The sequence below is a fragment of the Streptomyces sp. NPDC051776 genome, from assembly GCF_040681345.1.
Lineage (GTDB): Bacteria > Actinomycetota > Actinomycetes > Streptomycetales > Streptomycetaceae > Streptomyces.
In genome coordinates this window covers 1-16,672 of the sequence record NZ_JBFAYQ010000076.1, presented here as the reverse complement: position 1 = coordinate 16,672, position 16,672 = coordinate 1, and the positions used below count along the sequence as shown (strand labels likewise).

11 protein-coding genes and 4 pseudogenes are annotated in these 16,672 nt (G+C 66.6%); 8 read left to right on the top strand and 7 right to left on the bottom strand.

Annotated features, from left to right (window positions below; all coding sequences use genetic code 11):
• The first annotated feature begins 474 nt into the window (after positions 1-474).
• On the top strand, positions 475-2,097 hold the full coding sequence (locus AB0M26_RS29910) for a hypothetical protein (RefSeq protein WP_365265866.1): 1,623 nt from the start codon (positions 475-477) through the stop codon (positions 2,095-2,097).
• 401 nt (positions 2,098-2,498) lie between these two features.
• Here AB0M26_RS29910 and AB0M26_RS29905 read toward each other — a convergent pair whose 3' ends face one another.
• Both AB0M26_RS29905 and rpmF read right to left on the bottom strand, forming a co-directional pair.
• A complete protein-coding gene (locus AB0M26_RS29905) occupies positions 2,499-3,008 on the bottom strand; it encodes a hypothetical protein (protein ID WP_365265864.1) in 510 nt (169 codons plus the stop codon).
• Positions 3,009-3,406: 398 nt separating this feature from the next.
• The gene (gene rpmF, locus AB0M26_RS29900; RefSeq protein WP_365265862.1) at positions 3,407-3,577 is read right to left on the bottom strand and encodes a 50S ribosomal protein L32; all 171 of its coding nucleotides are present in this window, start codon (positions 3,575-3,577) and stop codon (positions 3,407-3,409) included.
• A 502-nt stretch (positions 3,578-4,079) separates the two neighbouring features.
• Between rpmF and istA the strand changes: the two are divergent.
• The 4 genes and pseudogenes from istA to AB0M26_RS29880 all read left to right on the top strand — a co-directional run bounded on the left by istA (position 4,080) and on the right by AB0M26_RS29880 (position 8,942).
• Positions 4,080-5,669 (top strand): annotated as a pseudogene (gene istA / locus AB0M26_RS29895) (IS21 family transposase).
• Positions 5,669-5,980: a hypothetical protein gene (locus tag AB0M26_RS29890; RefSeq protein ID WP_365265860.1), complete on the top strand. Its 312-nt coding sequence runs from the start codon at positions 5,669-5,671 to the stop codon at positions 5,978-5,980. Before istA ends, AB0M26_RS29890 begins: the two are co-directional and overlap by 1 nt.
• Positions 5,884-6,444 carry an ATP-binding protein gene (locus tag AB0M26_RS29885; protein WP_365265868.1) on the top strand — a complete coding sequence of 187 codons (561 nt, stop codon included), beginning with the start codon at positions 5,884-5,886 and terminating at the stop codon, positions 6,442-6,444. Before AB0M26_RS29890 ends, AB0M26_RS29885 begins: the two co-directional genes overlap by 97 nt.
• 305 nt (positions 6,445-6,749) lie before the next feature.
• Positions 6,750-8,942, top strand: a complete 2,193-nt coding sequence (locus AB0M26_RS29880; RefSeq protein ID WP_365265858.1) for a hypothetical protein — start codon at positions 6,750-6,752, stop codon at positions 8,940-8,942.
• A gap of 264 nt (positions 8,943-9,206) precedes the next feature.
• Here the strand turns inward: AB0M26_RS29880 and AB0M26_RS29875 are convergent.
• Positions 9,207-9,410, bottom strand: a pseudogene (locus AB0M26_RS29875) (XRE family transcriptional regulator); the annotation flags it as partial.
• Between the two features lie 79 nt (positions 9,411-9,489).
• Here AB0M26_RS29875 and AB0M26_RS29870 point away from each other — a divergent pair.
• Positions 9,490-10,212, top strand: coding sequence for an IS6 family transposase (locus tag AB0M26_RS29870; RefSeq protein WP_365265856.1), 723 nt, complete (start codon positions 9,490-9,492; stop codon positions 10,210-10,212).
• Positions 10,213-11,004: 792 nt separating this feature from the next.
• Positions 11,005-11,208 (top strand): hypothetical protein, encoded by a 204-nt coding sequence (locus tag AB0M26_RS29865; protein ID WP_365265854.1) that lies wholly within the window; start codon positions 11,005-11,007, stop codon positions 11,206-11,208.
• 246 nt (positions 11,209-11,454) lie between these two features.
• Here AB0M26_RS29865 and AB0M26_RS29860 read toward each other — a convergent pair.
• Both AB0M26_RS29860 and AB0M26_RS29855 read right to left on the bottom strand, forming a co-directional pair.
• Positions 11,455-12,416: pseudogene (locus tag AB0M26_RS29860) on the bottom strand (helicase associated domain-containing protein); the annotation flags it as partial.
• A complete protein-coding gene (locus AB0M26_RS29855; RefSeq protein WP_365265852.1) occupies positions 12,362-12,538 on the bottom strand; it encodes a carboxylesterase family protein in 177 nt (58 codons plus the stop codon). The gene AB0M26_RS29855 and the pseudogene AB0M26_RS29860, both read right to left, overlap by 55 nt.
• A gap of 282 nt (positions 12,539-12,820) precedes the next feature.
• On the opposite strand from AB0M26_RS29855, the gene AB0M26_RS29850 reads away from it, so the two are divergent.
• Positions 12,821-15,247 carry a hypothetical protein gene (locus AB0M26_RS29850; protein ID WP_365265850.1) on the top strand — a complete coding sequence of 809 codons (2,427 nt, stop codon included), beginning with the start codon at positions 12,821-12,823 and terminating at the stop codon, positions 15,245-15,247.
• A 393-nt stretch (positions 15,248-15,640) separates the two neighbouring features.
• Here AB0M26_RS29850 and AB0M26_RS29845 read toward each other — a convergent pair whose 3' ends face one another.
• Both AB0M26_RS29845 and AB0M26_RS29840 read right to left on the bottom strand, forming a co-directional pair.
• Positions 15,641-15,775: a hypothetical protein gene (locus AB0M26_RS29845; protein WP_365265870.1), complete on the bottom strand. Its 135-nt coding sequence runs from the start codon at positions 15,773-15,775 to the stop codon at positions 15,641-15,643.
• Between the two features lie 312 nt (positions 15,776-16,087).
• Positions 16,088-16,672 (bottom strand): annotated as a pseudogene (locus AB0M26_RS29840) (hypothetical protein); the annotation flags it as partial.

Genomic DNA, 16,672 nt, shown 5'->3' with positions numbered 1-16,672 from the left:
CTCAAAACCCGCACCCTCTACGACGAAGCGACCGCCTGGTCGCACCACGCCCAGCCCCACGCCGCTTGACACCAAACGACATGGGGTGTCTGACCCGACACCGCATAGTGATTCAGGGAGCTCCGGCGCACCGCGCCGGAGCTCCCCTGGTCAAGTGCTCGCCGCCGGCGGCTGCTCCCACATGCCTCGCCACGGGCCCCTCAGCAGGCCGCGCGTCTCGCCTCCATCCGCAGCCGGCTTTTACTGCCTGGTCCACTCGGGAGGCACGGCGCTCGGCTGTTCCGGGCTCAGCATCCCCCGGCCGATCACGCGGGTGCGGACCTCCCGTGGGCCGTCTGGGGGGAACGCCTGGTGATGCCATGTCCGGACGGGCCAGGCGCCGTTGAGGAGAGTTCAGGGGGTGGTTCGGAATGTCGACTCCGTCCGAGAGGATTGGTTCACGGTGACGGGGATGCTTCCTTCAACCAGCACGTCATGACCGACGGTGGCGGCGCCCACGCCACCGGCGGCTCCGCCCCCGGAGAGGTGGTCCAGCGGAACACTGCTCAGAAGGGTCGGCAGAACAACAACTGTGCCGTCCCCAACGGCACCTTCATCAACGAGGTTCGCTGCGCCAATCTGGACCGATCATTCAACAAGCACACTCTGGCCAAGGGCGGTGGCGCCCAGAGCGCCAGTGGCTCCAGCGGCGTCGCCGTAAGCCAGCAGAACACCGCGGAGGAGGGTCGGCAGAACAACGACTGTGCCGACCCCAACGCCGTCACCGCGATCGGCAGCCGGCTGGAGGGCCGCTGCGCCAACCTGGACCGATCATTCAACAAGCACACCCTGGCCAAGGGCGGCGGCGCCCACACCACGGGCGGCTCCGGCACCACCGGCAGCGTGACTGAGCAGAACACGGCTCAGGAGGGCAGACAGAACAACACCTGCGCCAACCCCAATGCCCTCACCGCGACCGGCGGCCGGTTGGAGGGGCGCTGCGCCAACCAGGACCGCTCCCGAAACAGGCACACCCTGGCAAAGGGTGGCGGCGCCCTCACCACCGGCGGCTCCAGCGGCTCCCTCGTGGGCCAGCAGAACACCGCGCAGGAGGGACGCCAGAACAACAACTGCGCCGACCCCCACGGCACCACCATCGTCCTGGACGGCGGTCAGCTGGGGGGCCGCTGCGCGAACCAGGACCACTCACTCAACAAGCACACCCTGGCCAAGGGCCGGGGCGCCGAGGCCACCGGCGGCTCCGCCACGGACCTCGGCGGGGCTCAAGTGGAGCAGCACAACACTGCGCAGAAGGGCCGGCAGAACAACACCTGCGCCGACCCCAACTTCGGCCTCATCGGCGTGGACGGCGGCCAGGCGGAGGGCCAGTGCGCCAACCAGGACCGCTCCCGCAACAAACACACCTGGGCCAAGGGCGGGGGCGCCAAGGCCACCGGCGGCGATTCGAGCACCCTCCTGAGCCAGCAGAACACCGCGCAAGAGGGCCGGCAGAACAACGCCTGCACCGACCCCAACAGCTCCATCATCATCGCGACCGGCGGCCGGCCGGAGGTCCACTGCGCGAACCAGGACCGCTCAGTCAGCAAGCACATCTGGGCCAAGGGCGGCGGCGCCCACGCCACCGGCGGCTCCGGCACCACCGGCAGCATGTCCCAGCAGAACACCGCGCAGGAGGGCCGGCAGAACAACACCTGCGGCAACCCCAACGACACGGACATCACCCTGACCGGCAGCAGGGCCAAAGCGCGGTGCGCGACGATCGACCACTCAACCAACGTGGGCGCCAACGAGATCAACGACGGAGCCCACGCCACCGGCGGCTTCGGCACCACCGGCAGCGTGTCCCAGCAGAACACCGCGCAGGAGGGCCGGCAGAGCAACAACTGCGGCAACCCCAACAGCCTGACCCTGACCGCCTCCGGCAGCCGCACCCAGGACCAGTGCGTAGCCGTCGACAATTCGGAGAACATCGGCTCCGCCCACCAGTGGACACGGGCGCACCACGCCGCCGTGCCTGATCGGCCCCGCCCCGCCCGAGGCGCCGGGCGGGGCGGCGTGCCTTTCCGGCACACCGTGACCTTCCGGGCGGCTGGGTAGCCATTCAAGAGTCCGTTTCATCAAGCAGCCTTGAGTCTGGCTCAGCTACTGATGTCACTCGATCCCACCGGCAAGGGGGCAGGCCCGCGCGTAGGCGGACAGAAATACGCGAGTCACATTTCGGGCCCGTTCCGCCGCCTGCAGAAGCTGGTCGAAATCCGTGCCATGAAGTCCCGGATCACGCTCCGCTCCACCGTCGGCTGCGCGAGCGGCCAGACGTTGCTGGCCGTCCATCCGCGGGCGGTCGGCCGCGAGCACGCGTGGGGGACGAGACCACTGGGACGTCTGCCCACCGGCGCCCCTCGTCGCAGCCAGCTTCTCAGGGCAGAGAACGGGCCCTGCAAGTCAGCAGCGGTCTGCCCCGTTCGGTGAACAACCTCACCAGTTCGAACGCTGGATGTTCAGTGATCCGCGTATCGCTGCAGTACGTCGCTGGTGTGCTGGAGCTCCTCTACCAGCCGGGTGGCATCGATGAGTAGGACTCCGAACGGCTTGGTCGGGTCCTCGAGCGGCAAGTTGTCCTGCTCGGCCTGTTCGGCCACCCGCCTGTGGTGGTGCTGGACTTCATTCGCCAGCCCGCGCAGCTCTTTCGCCTGTTCGCGAAGGACGCCCTCCTGCAACGTGCCCAGGATGGCGCTGATGCGTGCGACCGACGCGAGGAATTGGCCGTAGCTCTCCATGAACGGCAGGTGGCGATGGTCCTCGGCGTCATGCTGGCATTGACCGGGGCTGCGCGTAGGGGAGGCCGCTCGGGGGAGGCATTGTTTCAGCGCTTCCAGCGCCGCGCTGTATCCGTCGAGGCCCGTACGCCTGGGGTGTCGGTGCAGCAGTCGACGGTGGTCGCGGACGCTACCGGTGACGATCGTTGATACGGGTGCAAGATCGGCAGCCGTACGCAGTGTCGCGTTCATAATTCCTATTAGATTGACAGATAGATTCGCCGATCATATCTGAAAAACAAAGGGAGCATGGCTGGATGGCAATCGAATCGATCGATCCGGCCCCCTAGGGGCCTTGATCGCGTGTGAGGGGCCCGGACTTGTACAGCCTGGGGCTGCCGGGCGAGCGGCCGTGCCGGCTCCGCAGCGTCCTGCTCTCAGCGACGCATGAGGTGTCAAAAAAGGAGAAGTAGGGCATCCGGGTTCTAATGATCACTCCCCATGCCCGCGCGATGGTAACCGGCGTTCAAGCCGAATTTCCGACTGCGGCGCTGCTTCTGCCCCTGCGAGTTCCACCCCCGTCGGCAAGCGTGTTTCGATAGAAAACGGCGGAACACAACTGAATCATGCCCCCTGTCCCTGACGAGCAGTCAACCTTCGGGGCGCAGCAGGCCGCGCTCGTAGGCCCTGGTCAGCCGCTGCGGCACCAGATGGACGGTGCCGTTCACCGTGATCGGCGCGAGCTGCGGGGTGGTGGCCTTCCACTGGGCGCGACGGTGGCGGATGTTGCTGCGGGACATCTTCCGCTTGGGTACGGCCATGTTCGGGTCCTCTCTTGGCGGGGCCACCCCAGGATATTTGAAAATGGCTTCCATTTTCAAATCCTCCCCGCCCTCGGCGGGGAGGGCTGCCGCACGTTCTCGCGGGGTGTTCTGCTGGACCAGGTCTGCACGTGCACCTGAACCGCCGCCTCGGGCGGGCGCGCCATCCGGGGTATGGGTGTGTTTGCTGAAGGCGCCATCCTTGTTCCCGCAGCGCGGCGGCGCTCACGCCGCCGGCGGCCTCCACCACCGCGGGCTCGGAGCGCCGCCCCCAGCGCAGTCGGCACCGGAACGACAAAGTCTTCACGGTGTGAGCGATCACGAAATTCCCCAGGTGAGACGGGTTCTGCGTCACGTAATTCCCCACCCTCGCGGTCACGTAATTCCCCATGGGGACGACGGGTGGCGGAGGCCATAGTCCTGGCCGTCGGCAAGGCGGACGCTTCCTCGATCAGTGGTTCGAGGTCGAGGGAAGCGCACGATGGCAAGGAGAACGTTCAACGTGGTCGATGTGACCGAGATCTGCGTCCACTGGTATGCGGGCCGCTCCAAGAGTGAGCTGGCCGCGTCGCTGGGGCTGGACCGCAAGACGATCCGGAAGTACCTGGCCCCGGCGGAGACCGCCGGGATGGCCCCGGGCGGGGCGGCGATGACCGGGCAGGACTGGGCCGAGCTGATCAAGGGCTGGTTCCCCGAGCTCGCCGACAGGCGGCTGCGGCAGGTGACCTGGCCGGAGATCGACAAGCACGGCGATGACATCAAGAGCCTGCTGGGGACGGTGACCGTCTCCACGATCCACCAACGACTGCGGGACGAACACGGGCTGACCGCGTCGGTGTCCAGCTTGCGGCGGTGGATATCGGCGACGCTGCCCGAGGACACGAGGAGGTCGCAGGTCACCGTCCTGCGTGACGAGGTCGAGCCGGGCCTGGAGGCCCAGATCGACTACGGCTTCCTCGGCCAGTGGATCAACCCGCGCTCGGGGAAGCGGCACCGGATCTGGGCGTTTGTGATGATCCTGGCCTGCTCGCGGCACATGTTCGTCCGCCCGGTCATCCACCTCGACCAGCACGCCTGGACCGAGGCCACGGCGAAGCGTTCAAGTTCTTCGGCGGTGTCACTCAGCGGCTCGTGCCGGATAACCTGAAGACCGGGGTGGACAAGCCCGACCTCTACGACCCTAAAATCAACAAGGCGTATGCCGAACTGGCCGCGCACTACGGCGCGTTGGTGGATCCAGCTCGCTGCTCTGAAGCCCAAAGACAAGCCCCGCGTCGAGCGCCCTATGCCCTATATAAGGGATTCGTGGTGGCGGGGCCGGGAGTTCGTCTCCCTCGAGTACATGCAGGCCGACGCCATCCGCTGGTCGGGCGAGGTCGCCGGTCGCCGGCAGTGCCGGCCGCTGGGCGGGGCGTCCCCGCTGTCGGTGTTCGAGGCCGTCGAGGCCGAGACACTGCTGCCGCTGCCGAAGACGCCGTTCGTGCTGGCCCGCTGGTCCACCGCGACGGTCGGCCCGGACATCCACATCAAGGCCGGCCGCACCCTCTACTCGGTGCCGTGGAAACTGATCGGCCAGCGCGTCGACGTCCGGTCCACCGCCGGCTTCGTGCAGATCTTCCACGAGGGCGAACTGGTCAAGACCCACGCGGCACTTGAGCAGGGCAAACGCACCCACAGCAGCGACTACCCGCCCGAGAAGATCGCGTTCCATATGCGCACCCCGGTCTGGTGCCGCACCCAGTCCGTCCAGGTCGGCGCCGCCTGCAAGGAGGTGATCGACGGCCTGCTGGAGGTCAACGCGCTCTACCGGCTCCGCGCCGCCCAGGGCGTGCTCGGGCTGCGCAGGAAGTACGGCGACGCCCGCCTGGAGGCTGCCTGCGCCAAGGCCGCCCTCGTCGGCGACCCGTCCTACCGCACCATCAAGCGCATCCTCGTCGCCGGCACCGAGACCGAACCCGCCCCCGAGACCAGCGGCGACGGCGGGGCCGCGGCCTTCCTGCACGGCCCGACGCGGCTCTTCTCGACCGCGACGACCCCCGACATGACGAACGACGACTGTGATGACCACCGTCACGACGAAGGAGTGGCGTGATGACCATCATGGACACCGCCCTGCGTGACGCGCTGCGGACGCTGAAGCTGTCGGGCATGCTGGAAACCCTCGACGCCCGCCTGGCCCAGGCCCACGGCGGCGAGCTCGGCCACCTCGAATTCCTCCAGACGCTCTGCCAGGACGAGATCACCCGCCGCGACACCGTCGCCTTCCAACGCCGCCTGCACCGGGCGAAGTTCGACAGACCGTCACCCTGGAGGAGTTCGACTTCACCGCCTCCCCGAAGCTGCCCGCCGCCCAGATCCGCGACCTCGCCGCGCTACGTTGGCTGCACACCGGAGAGTCCGTAATTTTGTTCGGACCGGTCGGCGTCGGGAAGACACACGTCGCCCAGGCACTCGGCCACCTCGCCATCCGGCAGGGCGCCAACGTCCGCTTCGCGAAGACCAGCCGGATCCTGGCGGACTTGGCCGGCTGCCACGCGGACCGCACCTGGGACCGCCGCCTGCGCGAGTTGGTACGTCCCGACGTGCTCATCCTCGACGACTTCGCGATGCGCCAGCTGACCGCGGCCCAGGCCGACGACCTCTACGAGCTGGTCTCCGAGCGGCAGGGCCGGTCGCTGATCCTGACGAGCAACCGGGCCCCGAGCGACTGGTATCCGCTCTTCCCCAACCCCGTGGTCGCCGAGTCGCTCCTGGACCGGCTGATCAACACCAGCCACCAAGTGATCACGAACGGCCCCAGCTACCGGCCCAACAAGCGGCCCCGAGGAGGCGGCACCGACAAGACAAGCAAGCCCTCGATCAAGTAGACATGGACGAGGAACAGCGGCATAGGTCAGCAGGCTCTGACCCACCGCGCTGCATGCAGCAGCCGTGCATACATCCCGCCCGGAACATCACAGATCTGCGATGTTATGCAGCGCATACGAACCGACAGCGCGTACGGCTTGCCGCCCGGCACCCATCGGCCCGCTCGTCCGGACGCCGCCAGTGGCACACGTCACATGAGCGTTTAGCCCGTCTGGGGGTTTGGGCGAACATCTGCGTGACGTGGGTTTCTTGTCTTGCGTTGGCCGGGTATCCCGAGGGTTTCCGTCTGGCGAGGAGTGGTGGGGTGCGTAGGGTTGCGGCCGCGACAGCGGTGGTCATGGCGATGGCGGGTGTGACGTCCTTCGGCGCGGGTGTGGCCTTCGCAGACAGCGGTCCGGGAGGGGCCACCGTCACCGGTGGTTCGGCTACCGGGTCGGACCTGATCCAGGACAATAGCGCCCAGGAGGGCCGGCTGAACAGCTTCTGCGGCCAGCTGAGCAACGCAGACCTCTCACCGGAGGGGGTGCGGATGAGGGGGCGGTGCCTCAACCATGACGGGTCCGTCAACGCCTTCGCTCACACCCGGTCCAAGGGGGCGCACGTCGAAGGCGGTTCCGGCGCCGCCACCGAGTTTTTTCAGCAGAACATCGCGCAGAAGGGCCGGCTGAACAACGCCTGTGCGGACCAGAACGACTTCATGCCCGACACTCTCGAGGGCAGTCGGCTGGACAGTGACTGCCGCAACAAGGACCGTTCCCTCAACAAGCACACGCTGGTGACCAGTGGTGGGGCCCGCGTCGAAGGCGGCAGCGCCGCCACTGGCGTGGAGCAGCAGAACATCGCGCAGGAAGGCCGCCTGAACAACGCCTGCGCCAACACAAGCGACCTCGACCCCACCATCGAGGGCAGCCGGCTGGACAGCGACTGCCGCAACCACGACCGATCCTTCAGCAAGAAGGTGCTGGTCAAGGGCGGGGGTGCCCGTATCGAAGGCGGCAGCTCCAGCACCAGCAGGGTGGAGCAGCAGAACATCGCGCAGGAAGGCCGCCTGAACAACGCCTGCGCCAACTTTGAGGACTCCGACTTCAGTGTGAACCCCGGCCGGGTGGACACTGATTGCCGCAACAAGGACGGTTCCTTCAGCAAGAAGGTGCTGGTCAAGGGCGGGGGTGCCCGTATCGAAGGCGGCAGCTCCACCGACGCGAGCGTGCAGCAGCAGAACATCGCGCAGGAAGGCCGGCAGAACAACGCCTGCACCAACCATGAGGACTCCACCTTCGATCTGACCGACGGTCGCGTGGACAGCAAGTGCGGCAACAAGGACGGTTCCTTCAGCAAGAAGGTGCGGGTCAAGAGCGGGGGTGCCCGCATCGAAGGCGGCAGCTCCACCAGCACCGTGGGGGAGCAGAACGTCGCGCAGGAAGGCCGGCAGAACAACGCCTGCGTCGACGGCAGGAGCGCTGACTTTTCTGTGGACCCCGGCCGGCTGGACAGTGACTGCGGCAACAAGGACGGTTCCTTCAGCAAGAAGGTGCTGGTCAAGAGCGGGGGTGCCCGTATCGAAGGCGGCAGCACCACCGAAAGCGAGGTGCAGCAGCAGAACATCGCGCAGGAAGGCCGGCAGAACAACGCCTGCGTCAACTTTGAGGACTCCGACTTCACTCTGACCGACGGTCGGGTAGACAGTAAGTGCGGCAACAAGGACGGTTCCTTCAGCAAGAAGGTGCGGGTCAAGAGCGGGGGCGCTCGCATCGAAGGCGGTTCCAGCACTGCTGGAGTGGCGCAGCAGAACTTCGCGCAGGAAGGCCGGCAGAACAACGCCTGTCTCAACGGGACCGACTTCGACTTCACTTTGACGGGCAGCCGGCTGGACAGCAGGTGCGGCAACAAGGACGGCTCCTTCAACAAGCACGTCCTGGTCAAGGACGGTGGAGCCCGCGTCGAAGGCGGCCCAGGCACCGACGTCGATGTGTTCCAGTACAACGTCGCGCAGGAAGGCCGGCAGAACAACCACTGCGCCAACTTCAACGAACCGGTCACATTCGACGTGGACTCCGGTCGGGTGGACACTAGGTGCAGCAACAAGGACGGCTCCTTCAACAAGCACGTCCTGGTCAAGGGCGGTGGAGCCCGCGTCGAAGGCGGATCCGGAGCCGGCAGCGAGATGTTCCAGTACAACGTCGCGCAGGAAGGCCGGCAGAACAACGCCTGCGCCAACCTCAACGGTGGCGACATCACGCTGACCGACAGCCGGGCGGACAACCGCTGCAAGACCCTCGATGAATCTACGAACGTGGGTACGAAGGAGTCCGACGGCGGTGCCCTGGCCGAAGGCGGATCCAGCACAGACGACCTCTTCCAGCAGAACACCGCCCAGACCGGACGGCAGAGCAACCACTGCAGCAACCCCAACAACCTCACCGCAACCGGCAGCCGCGCGCAGTCCCACTGCACCGCCGCGGACCGCTCCACCAACATCGCCACGATCAACCGGTAACCACCCCGTCGTGATCCAGCCATCACCGCTGCCCGCTGCTGAAGACCTTCAGTAGCGGGCAGCGGCACGCCGGCCCGGCCCTACTCAAGGAACGAGCGCTCACCCGCCCAGCAGCACCACCAGCTGATCCCAGCCGGCCGCTCCTCTTCCGGCCCCGCGGCGGCATCGTGCCCCTGGCGCTTCGAGGCGGCCGGCCGGTTCGCCGCACGTCCCGCGTTCACTCTTTTTGAGGTCGGTAAAAGGGTGCTTGATGCGCGCCGGTATTCAGTAGTCGACGTCCAAATGGTCGATGTCGTTGATTGCGACATCGATGAGTCCCATGGCGCGGACACCGCCGTCCTGAAAATACACTTCCTTGAATCCTTCAGCGACGATTGCCCGCATCTCCTGGTCGCTCGCTCCGGCGTCGCGGGCGTCGAACAGCCGTTGCGCGTAGGCCGGGGGAAGGCGGACCGTCAGGCGTCGGAAAGGCGTTGTCAACTTGAGCTGGCGGTCTTGGGGGTGGAATGATCGTCGGGTTTGTTGATCACTGGGGAGTGGTTGGCTCGTGGAGACCGGTATTGCGCTGTCGTACAAGGGGTTCCGGTTCCCGGCGGAGATCATCTCCCACGCGGTGTGGCTGTATCACCGCTTCCCGCTGTCCTTCCGCGAGGCCGAGGAACTACTGCTCGCGCGCGGGATCACCGTCTCCCACGAGACGCTCCGGCAGTGGTGCGAGAAGTTCGGCCCCCAGTACGCGGCAGCCTTGCGCCGCCGTCGGCCACAGGCCGGCGACAAGTGGCACCTCGATGAGGTGTTCATCAAGGTCAACGGGGTGCGGCAGTACCTGTGGCGCGCGGTCGATCAGGACGGACACGTGCTGGACATCCTGGCCCAGTCCAGGCGGGACGCGAAGGCCGCGAAGCGGTTCATGGCCAAGCTCATGAAGAAGCAGTGCCGGGTACCGAGGGTGCTGGTCACCGACAAGTGCCGTTCCTACGGACCGGCTCACCGGGATCTGATGGGCTCGGTGGAAAACCGCTCCCACAAGGGCCTGAACAACCGGGAGGAAAACTCGCACCAACCGACCCGCCAACGCGAACGCGCCATGAAGGGCTTCCTCTCACCCCGGTCGGCCGAGAAGTTCCTCGCCGCCTTCAGCCAGATCTCGCCCCATTTCCGACCCCGACGCCATCTGATGGCCACATCCGAGTACCGGGCCGAGATGACCATCCGCTTCACCACCTGGGACCACATCACCGGCGTCACCGCCCTGCCCAACGCCGCCTGAAACAAGCCCCGCCAACAGCCCAATACGCCCTGACATACCCTCAGCCGACCACACCCCCGACAAGTTGACAACGCCCCAGCATGGTGGCTGTCGCGATCTTGTGTGCCCGCACCTGGGTGCCTCCCTTGCGCCTATGTGTGATGACCCAATGCCGTCTCCTTTCTGAACTTCACGGTGTTCTTTCCGTTATGGGCGCGTGGTGTTCCTCACCCCAACGGCCTCAGCCTGTGCAGTTCTGCGCCTGATTGTGGTTGCCGGGCCCGCTGGTGAATTCTGAGCTCCGGAGGAATTCAAAAGATTTGTCGGGGGTACTGAAGGGTTTCTCATCCTGATCGCCAGGCGGTCTCGATGGCGTGAACGGTGGCGAGGGTCCGGCTGATCCGGTGCGATGTGCCGGTTCGGTGTCAGTGGGGGTGTGTCAGTGATGGTGTGTCAGGTGGGGGTGACATCCCCTGGTGGGCGGTTGTTCCCGGACCGGGGGTGCTGTCATAGGGCGGTATCTGCTGTTGATGTGACTGTCATGGACCAGAACACCTTGTTGGGTTCCGCTGTCACGAAACGGTCCTTCTGATCCATCCGGGGCCCGGGCACTCACCGTTGTCGGTATCGGTGGGTGGATGCGCGAGGGGAACGGGTGGGAGAGAAGGAAGGGCTACCGGCGGTGTCGCGTGCCGCGCCACCGGCGGTGTCGCGTGCCGCGCTTCGTGGTCCGGCGGTGCGCCGGCTGCTCGCTGTGCGGTTGCGTGGTGAGCTGACGTCCGGCCATGTCCGGGTAGCGGCGGACGCGTTGGGGTGCCGGAGCGCACGGTCTGGCGGTGGCTGGCCGCGGCCGAGCGCGATGAAGCCGCGGCCGACGAGCCGGGGGCACGAGCTCGGACCACGACGAGGTTCACGATCATCCCGGAGGTCCGCGTGCTGCTGGCGTTGCGGAAGGGGAACGTTGCCGCGGTGCAGCGTGAACTCGCTGCCCGCGGCCGCCAGCCGTCCTGCTGCTGATGCCGGTGGAACAGGCCGGTACAGGTCTGCCGCCGGGTGCGGGAAACGGGGTAGCCACTCGCGCGGACCGCCGCCTGGGCAGGAAGGGTGGCGCGCTTCTGCCGCAAACAAAACAATGACGGCTCCACACCTGTCCCTTGGTGTGGAGCCCTCGTATGAATCGGCCTTGCTCAGCTTGAACTCGATACTTGGTGGGTGGGGGCCGGGACACGCTGCATGGCACCCGAGTGGAAGATGCCCAAGCTGTCACACTCGCCATTCCAGTCCGAGGTCGGCGAGTGCGGCGAGCTTGTCGTTGGTGAGTTTGGCGCGCCTCGTCTTGGTGTTGGAGAGGAAGACTCCGAGGCGTACCTCGGTGCCGTCTTCGAGCCGTTCTACGTGGGCCCTGGGGACGGTCACAGTGGCTGTTCGGGCTTTGTACTGTGCCAGGGCAGCCAGGCCCCGCTCGAACGCTCCAGAGCCGCGCCTGGACGCCTTCACAGGCGCCTCCTGTTCCGGTGGTAGCGGCTGGAGGCCGAGCTCGGTCAGGAGCTCGCGCTGCCCGTCCATCAGCCCTTCCCAGACCGAGTGCTGACGCTGCCGACAGAGCCATTTGCCGATGTCCATCCTGTGGACGGTCACGCGGGGCGGGACCTCGACCGTGCCGGTCTCCTCGCGCAGCAGCTCGCGCCCGGCGGCGTAGTGGCGTTGCCAGTCCGCCGGCCAGGCCGGGTTCCAGTGCTCGTCCACGTCCGCCAGCGCCTGCTGCCACCCGGGCCGGTCCTCCAGCGCGCCGGGCCGGCGGAGGTTGGAGAGCCACTGCCCGATGGGACGGTCCAGCGCCGTCGCGGTGCGGGGCGCGCACAGGGGCCAGTGTTCCTCGTAGTAGGCGCGCGCGGCTTCGAGGTTCTCTCCTGGAAGCGTTCGTCGGCGAGGGACCAGACCATGCCGAGCTTCTCCAACCGGCGGGCGCGGAGCCCGTTGGTCTGCCCGGTCCCGTAGGCGCGTCGCTGTTCGGCGATCCACTGCCCGAGGGGGTAGGCGCCTTCTTTGTGCCCGTACGGGACCCGGGCGTGGCCCTCGCGTTTTGTGTAGGTCTTGAGTTTCGCCCAGCCGCGGGCCCAGTCCTGCTTCTCGGTGTCGCTCACGTTGAACGACACCCAGTCCGCGACCATCACCGGATCCTGCGGGGCCGCAAAACGCAGCAACAGACGGGATTCCTCCTCACCAGTCTTCCGGCGCGGTAGTTGAAGGTCACGACGACCACGCCGGATCCGGCAAGAACGGGGCCGTCGTAGTGCGGCATCGATGAGGCGCCGTAGGCCCACTGACCGCCGTAGATCCACACCATCACGGGCAGGCGCGCGGTTCGGGGGGTCCAGACGTTTCACCGTCAGGCAGTCCAGGCCGTCGCCGGGCTGCCACACGGCTGGAACTCCCGGTGCTGGCGGTTGTTGCGGCGGCGTGCTGCCGAAGGCGTCGGCTTCCCGTGCTCCGTCCCAGGCCGCTGCAGGCTGGGGCGGTTCGGCTGTTGGGGTGGGAAACAAAGCGGGGCCATGCCAGGGACGGGCACGCCGGCGTTGAGGAGAGGAAAGGCTTGGCTGGTTCACGTTGACGCAAAGGGAGGCTCGGAGTGCGGGTACACAAAGTCGCAACCGCCACGATGGTGGTCTTGGCCATGGGCGGATGGGCGGCACTGGGCTCCGGGACGGCGTTCGCCGGCACTGGCCCCACAGGAGGGAAGGCGAAGGCGCGGGCGACCGGGGGTTCCTCCACGGGCTCGGATGTCTTCCAGCAGAACATTGCGCAGTCCGCCCGGCAGAACAACAACTGCAGCAACCCCAACACGGGCGATGAGACGACCTCGCTCACCGGTAGCCGCGCAGCGGGGCGGTGTGTGACCAGCGACGGCTCGCTGACGGCGTTCTCCCGCATTCAGGCCGGCCGCGCGGACGCCGAAGGCGGCTCGGCGCCGGTAACCCCGGTCCAGCAGAACATCGCGCAGCGCGGCAGGCAGAACAACAACTGCAACAGCGTCAACACAACCATCACCGTGACCGGTGGCCGGGTGGAGGGCCGCTGCACAGACCAGGACCTCTCCTACAGCAAGCACACCCATATCAAGGGCAGGGGCGCCCTGGCCGAAGGCGGCTCCGCCACCCTCGACCAGATTGACCAGCAGAACATTGCGCAGGAAGGCCGGCAGAACAACAACTGCAACACCACCAACGACCTCTCGAACATCGCCCTGGATGGTGGCCGGGTGGAGGCGCGGTGCGGGAACAAGGACCGCTCATTTGGCAGGCACACGCATGTCAAGAGCGGCGGCGCCCGGGCCCACGGCGGCTCCAGCACAACCAGCTTCCTGGACCAGCAGAACGTGGCGCAGGAAGGCCGGCAGAACAACAACTGCACCAACCCCAACGGGGACGCGTCCATCGCCCTGGATGGCGGCCGGGTGGAGGCGCGGTGCGGGAACAAGGACGGCTCGTTCAGCAAGCACACCCGTATCAAGGGCGGTGGTGCCCGTGCCGAAGGCGGCTCCAGTACGAGCAGCTCCGTGGAGCAGCAGAACGTGGCGCAGGAAGGTCGGCAGAACAACAATTGCAACAACCCCAACAGCACGGACATCACCGTGGATGGCGGCCGGCTGGGGGGCCGCTGTGGGAACAAGGACGGCTCGTTCAGTAAGCACACCCGTATCAAGGGCGGTGGTGCCCGTGCCGAAGGCGGCTCCAGTACGAGCAGCTCCGTGGAGCAGCAGAACGTGGCGCAGGAAGGTCGGCAGAACAACAATTGCAACAACCCCAACGGAGCGGACATCACCGTGGAAGGTGGCCGGCTGGGGGGCCGCTGTGGGAACAAGGACGGCTCGTTCAGCAAGCACACCCTCATCAAGGGCGGTGGTGCCCGAGCCGAAGGCGGCTCCAGCACAGCCTCCAGCGTCGACCAAGAGAACATCGCGCAGGAAGGTCGCCAGAACAACACCTGCAACCTCGCCAACAGCACCTCGGATATCGAAGTAACAGGTGGCCGGGTGGAAACACGTTGCGGGAATAAGGACGGCTCGTTCAGCAAGCACACGCATGTCAAGGGCGGTGGTGCCCGAGCCGAAGGCGGCTCCAGCACAGCCGGCTCCGTCGGCCAGCAGAACATTGCCCAGGAAGGCCGGCAGAACAACACCTGCAACCTCGCCAACGACGACTCGGGCCTCGACCTGGAGGGCGGCCGAGTAAACGTGCTTTGCGGGAATAAGGACGGCTCGCTCAGCAAGCACACCCACCTCAGGGGCGGTGGCGCCCGTGCCGAAGGCGGCTCCAGCACCGGCGGCGGCGTGTTCCAGCAGAACATCGCCCAGGAAGGCCGGCAGAACAACACCTGCAACAACCCCAACAACGACGATGACCTCACCGTGACGGACGGCCAGGTAAGAACCCGTTGCGGGAACAAGGACGGCTCCTTCAGCAAGCACACCCACCTCAGGGGTGGTGGTGCCCGTGCCGAAGGCGGCTCCAGCACCGGCGGCTCCGTCGGCCAGCAGAACACTGCCCAGGAAGGCCGGCAGAACAACACCTGCAACAACGCCAACGACGACGCCGACCTCACCGTGACGGACGGCCAGGTAAGAACGCGTTGCGGGAACAAGGACTTCTCGATCAACCGCGAAACCCGTATCAAGGGCGGCGGCGCCCGAGCCGAAGGCGGCTCCACCGGCGGCTCCTTGAATCAGCAGAACACCGCTCAGGCAGGCCGCCAGAACAACACCTGCAACAACCCCAACAGCGGGGAGTTCGTCCTGACCCAAAGCCAGCACCGAGTAGGCTGCCAGACCGTGGACGGCTCCACAAACTTCCACACCACCGACACCCGCGGCCGAGCCCAGGCCGAAGGCGGATCCAGCACAGCCGGCTTCTTCCAGCAGAACACCGCACAGTTCGGCCGCCAGAGCAACAACTGCGCCAACCCCAACAACCTCACCCTCACCACCACCGGCAGCCGCACCCAGTCCCAGTGCGTCGCCGAGGACCGCTCCACCAACATCGCCACGATCAACCGATAACCACCCGGCACAGCGACCGCTCCACACGGTCCCGGACCGGGGATTCAGCGCCCGCGCCGGACGCAAGCAAGCAGAGCGCCCCGAGGGGCACGAAATGGCCTAGCCAGGTGAAACCCCGCCGGTGGCCCCTCGTTGAACAGAACCCAAAAATCTTCGCGGGGAATGCCCGCCCAAGACCCCAGCCAGTGGGCGCACTCACCACCGGCTGGGCCCAGGGCCTGTGTCCCGAGCAGCCGATCGGGACACAGGCCCTTTGGCCGTACCGAGATCCCGGCAGCACGGGTTCGCCTTCGGAGTATCACGAAAGTGGCCCTGTCTCACATCCGGTGACCGATCCCGGGGAGTGTCTAATCAACGACCCTGGCTCACATTCGGTGGTAGCGGAGGGTGACGTTACCCGAGGAGGATTCGGTGGCGGAGCAGGGTGAAGCCTGCTCTGCCGTACATCTGCCGCGCGATCAGCTTGGTCTTCGTGTCGTCGTCCGCGTCCCATCCGGTGTCACGATCGCCGTCGAGCACGTCGTTCACCCCTTGTCCTCGGTGAGGACCTCGCGCGTGTCGTTCATGGCCTTCATGATGCCGCGTCGTCTCCTGCCCATGAGGGCGGTTTTCACCGCGGCGGTGAACAGATCGCCGCGCCCTGGATCGATATCCCTGGTCCGGATGTTTCCCGTGCCGGCTGAGGTCTCTGGGCGGGTGGGCTCGGCTGGTGCTGTTGGGCGGTGAGTGCTTGTTCCTTGAAATAGGGCGAGGCCGGCATGCCGCTGCCCCTCTTGCTGAGGGTGTTGTGCCTTCGGCAGGAGGGGCAGCGGTGGTGGCTGGGTCACGGTGCCGGGGTGGTTACCGGTATTCGGTGTGGATGTTGGTGGAGCGGTCTACCGCGGTGCACGAGGTGTGCGTGCGGCTGCTGGTGGTGGTGAGGGTGAGGTTGTTGGTGTTGGCGCAGGTGGTGTTCTGTCGGCCTTCTTGGGCGATGTTCTGCTGGAAGAGATCGGCTGTGGCGCTGCCGCCGGTGGCGCGGGCTCCTCCGCTGATGGTTTTGCTGTGGGCGTTGGTGGAGTGGTCGACCTGCTTGCAGTTCACCGCGTACCGGTCGCCCTGGGTCAGGGTGATTTCCGTGTTGTTGGTGTTGCCGCAGGCCAGGTTCTGTCGGCCTTCTTGGGCGATGTTCTGCTGGCCTACCTCAATGGTCTCGCCTGCGGGGCCGTTGGTGTTGCCGCCGTGGGCGCGGGCGCCGCCGCCTTTGACATGGGTGTGTTTGTTGAACGAGTGGTCCTTGTTCTTACAGCGCACGTCTACCTGGCCGCCCGCGTCCAGGTCGATGTCCCCCTCGTGGTTGGCGGTTGCGCAGACGGTGTTCTGCCGGCCCTCCTGGGCGGTGTTCTGGTGGCCGAGGTCAACGTCGCCGGTGCTGTCGCCGCTGCT

What these genes read in the sequence shown, in the direction of transcription:
- AB0M26_RS29910 (WP_365265866.1), top strand. Translation starts at nt 475, where the DNA reads ATGACCGACGGTGGCGGCGCCCACGCCACCGGCGGCTCCGCCCCCGGA.
- AB0M26_RS29905 (WP_365265864.1), bottom strand. Translation starts at nt 3,008, where the DNA reads ATGAACGCGACACTGCGTACGGCTGCCGATCTTGCACCCGTATCAACG.
- rpmF (WP_365265862.1), bottom strand. Translation starts at nt 3,577, where the DNA reads ATGGCCGTACCCAAGCGGAAGATGTCCCGCAGCAACATCCGCCACCGT.
- AB0M26_RS29890 (WP_365265860.1), top strand. Translation starts at nt 5,669, where the DNA reads ATGACCATCATGGACACCGCCCTGCGTGACGCGCTGCGGACGCTGAAG.
- AB0M26_RS29855 (WP_365265852.1), bottom strand. Translation starts at nt 12,538, where the DNA reads ATGGTGTGGATCTACGGCGGTCAGTGGGCCTACGGCGCCTCATCGATG.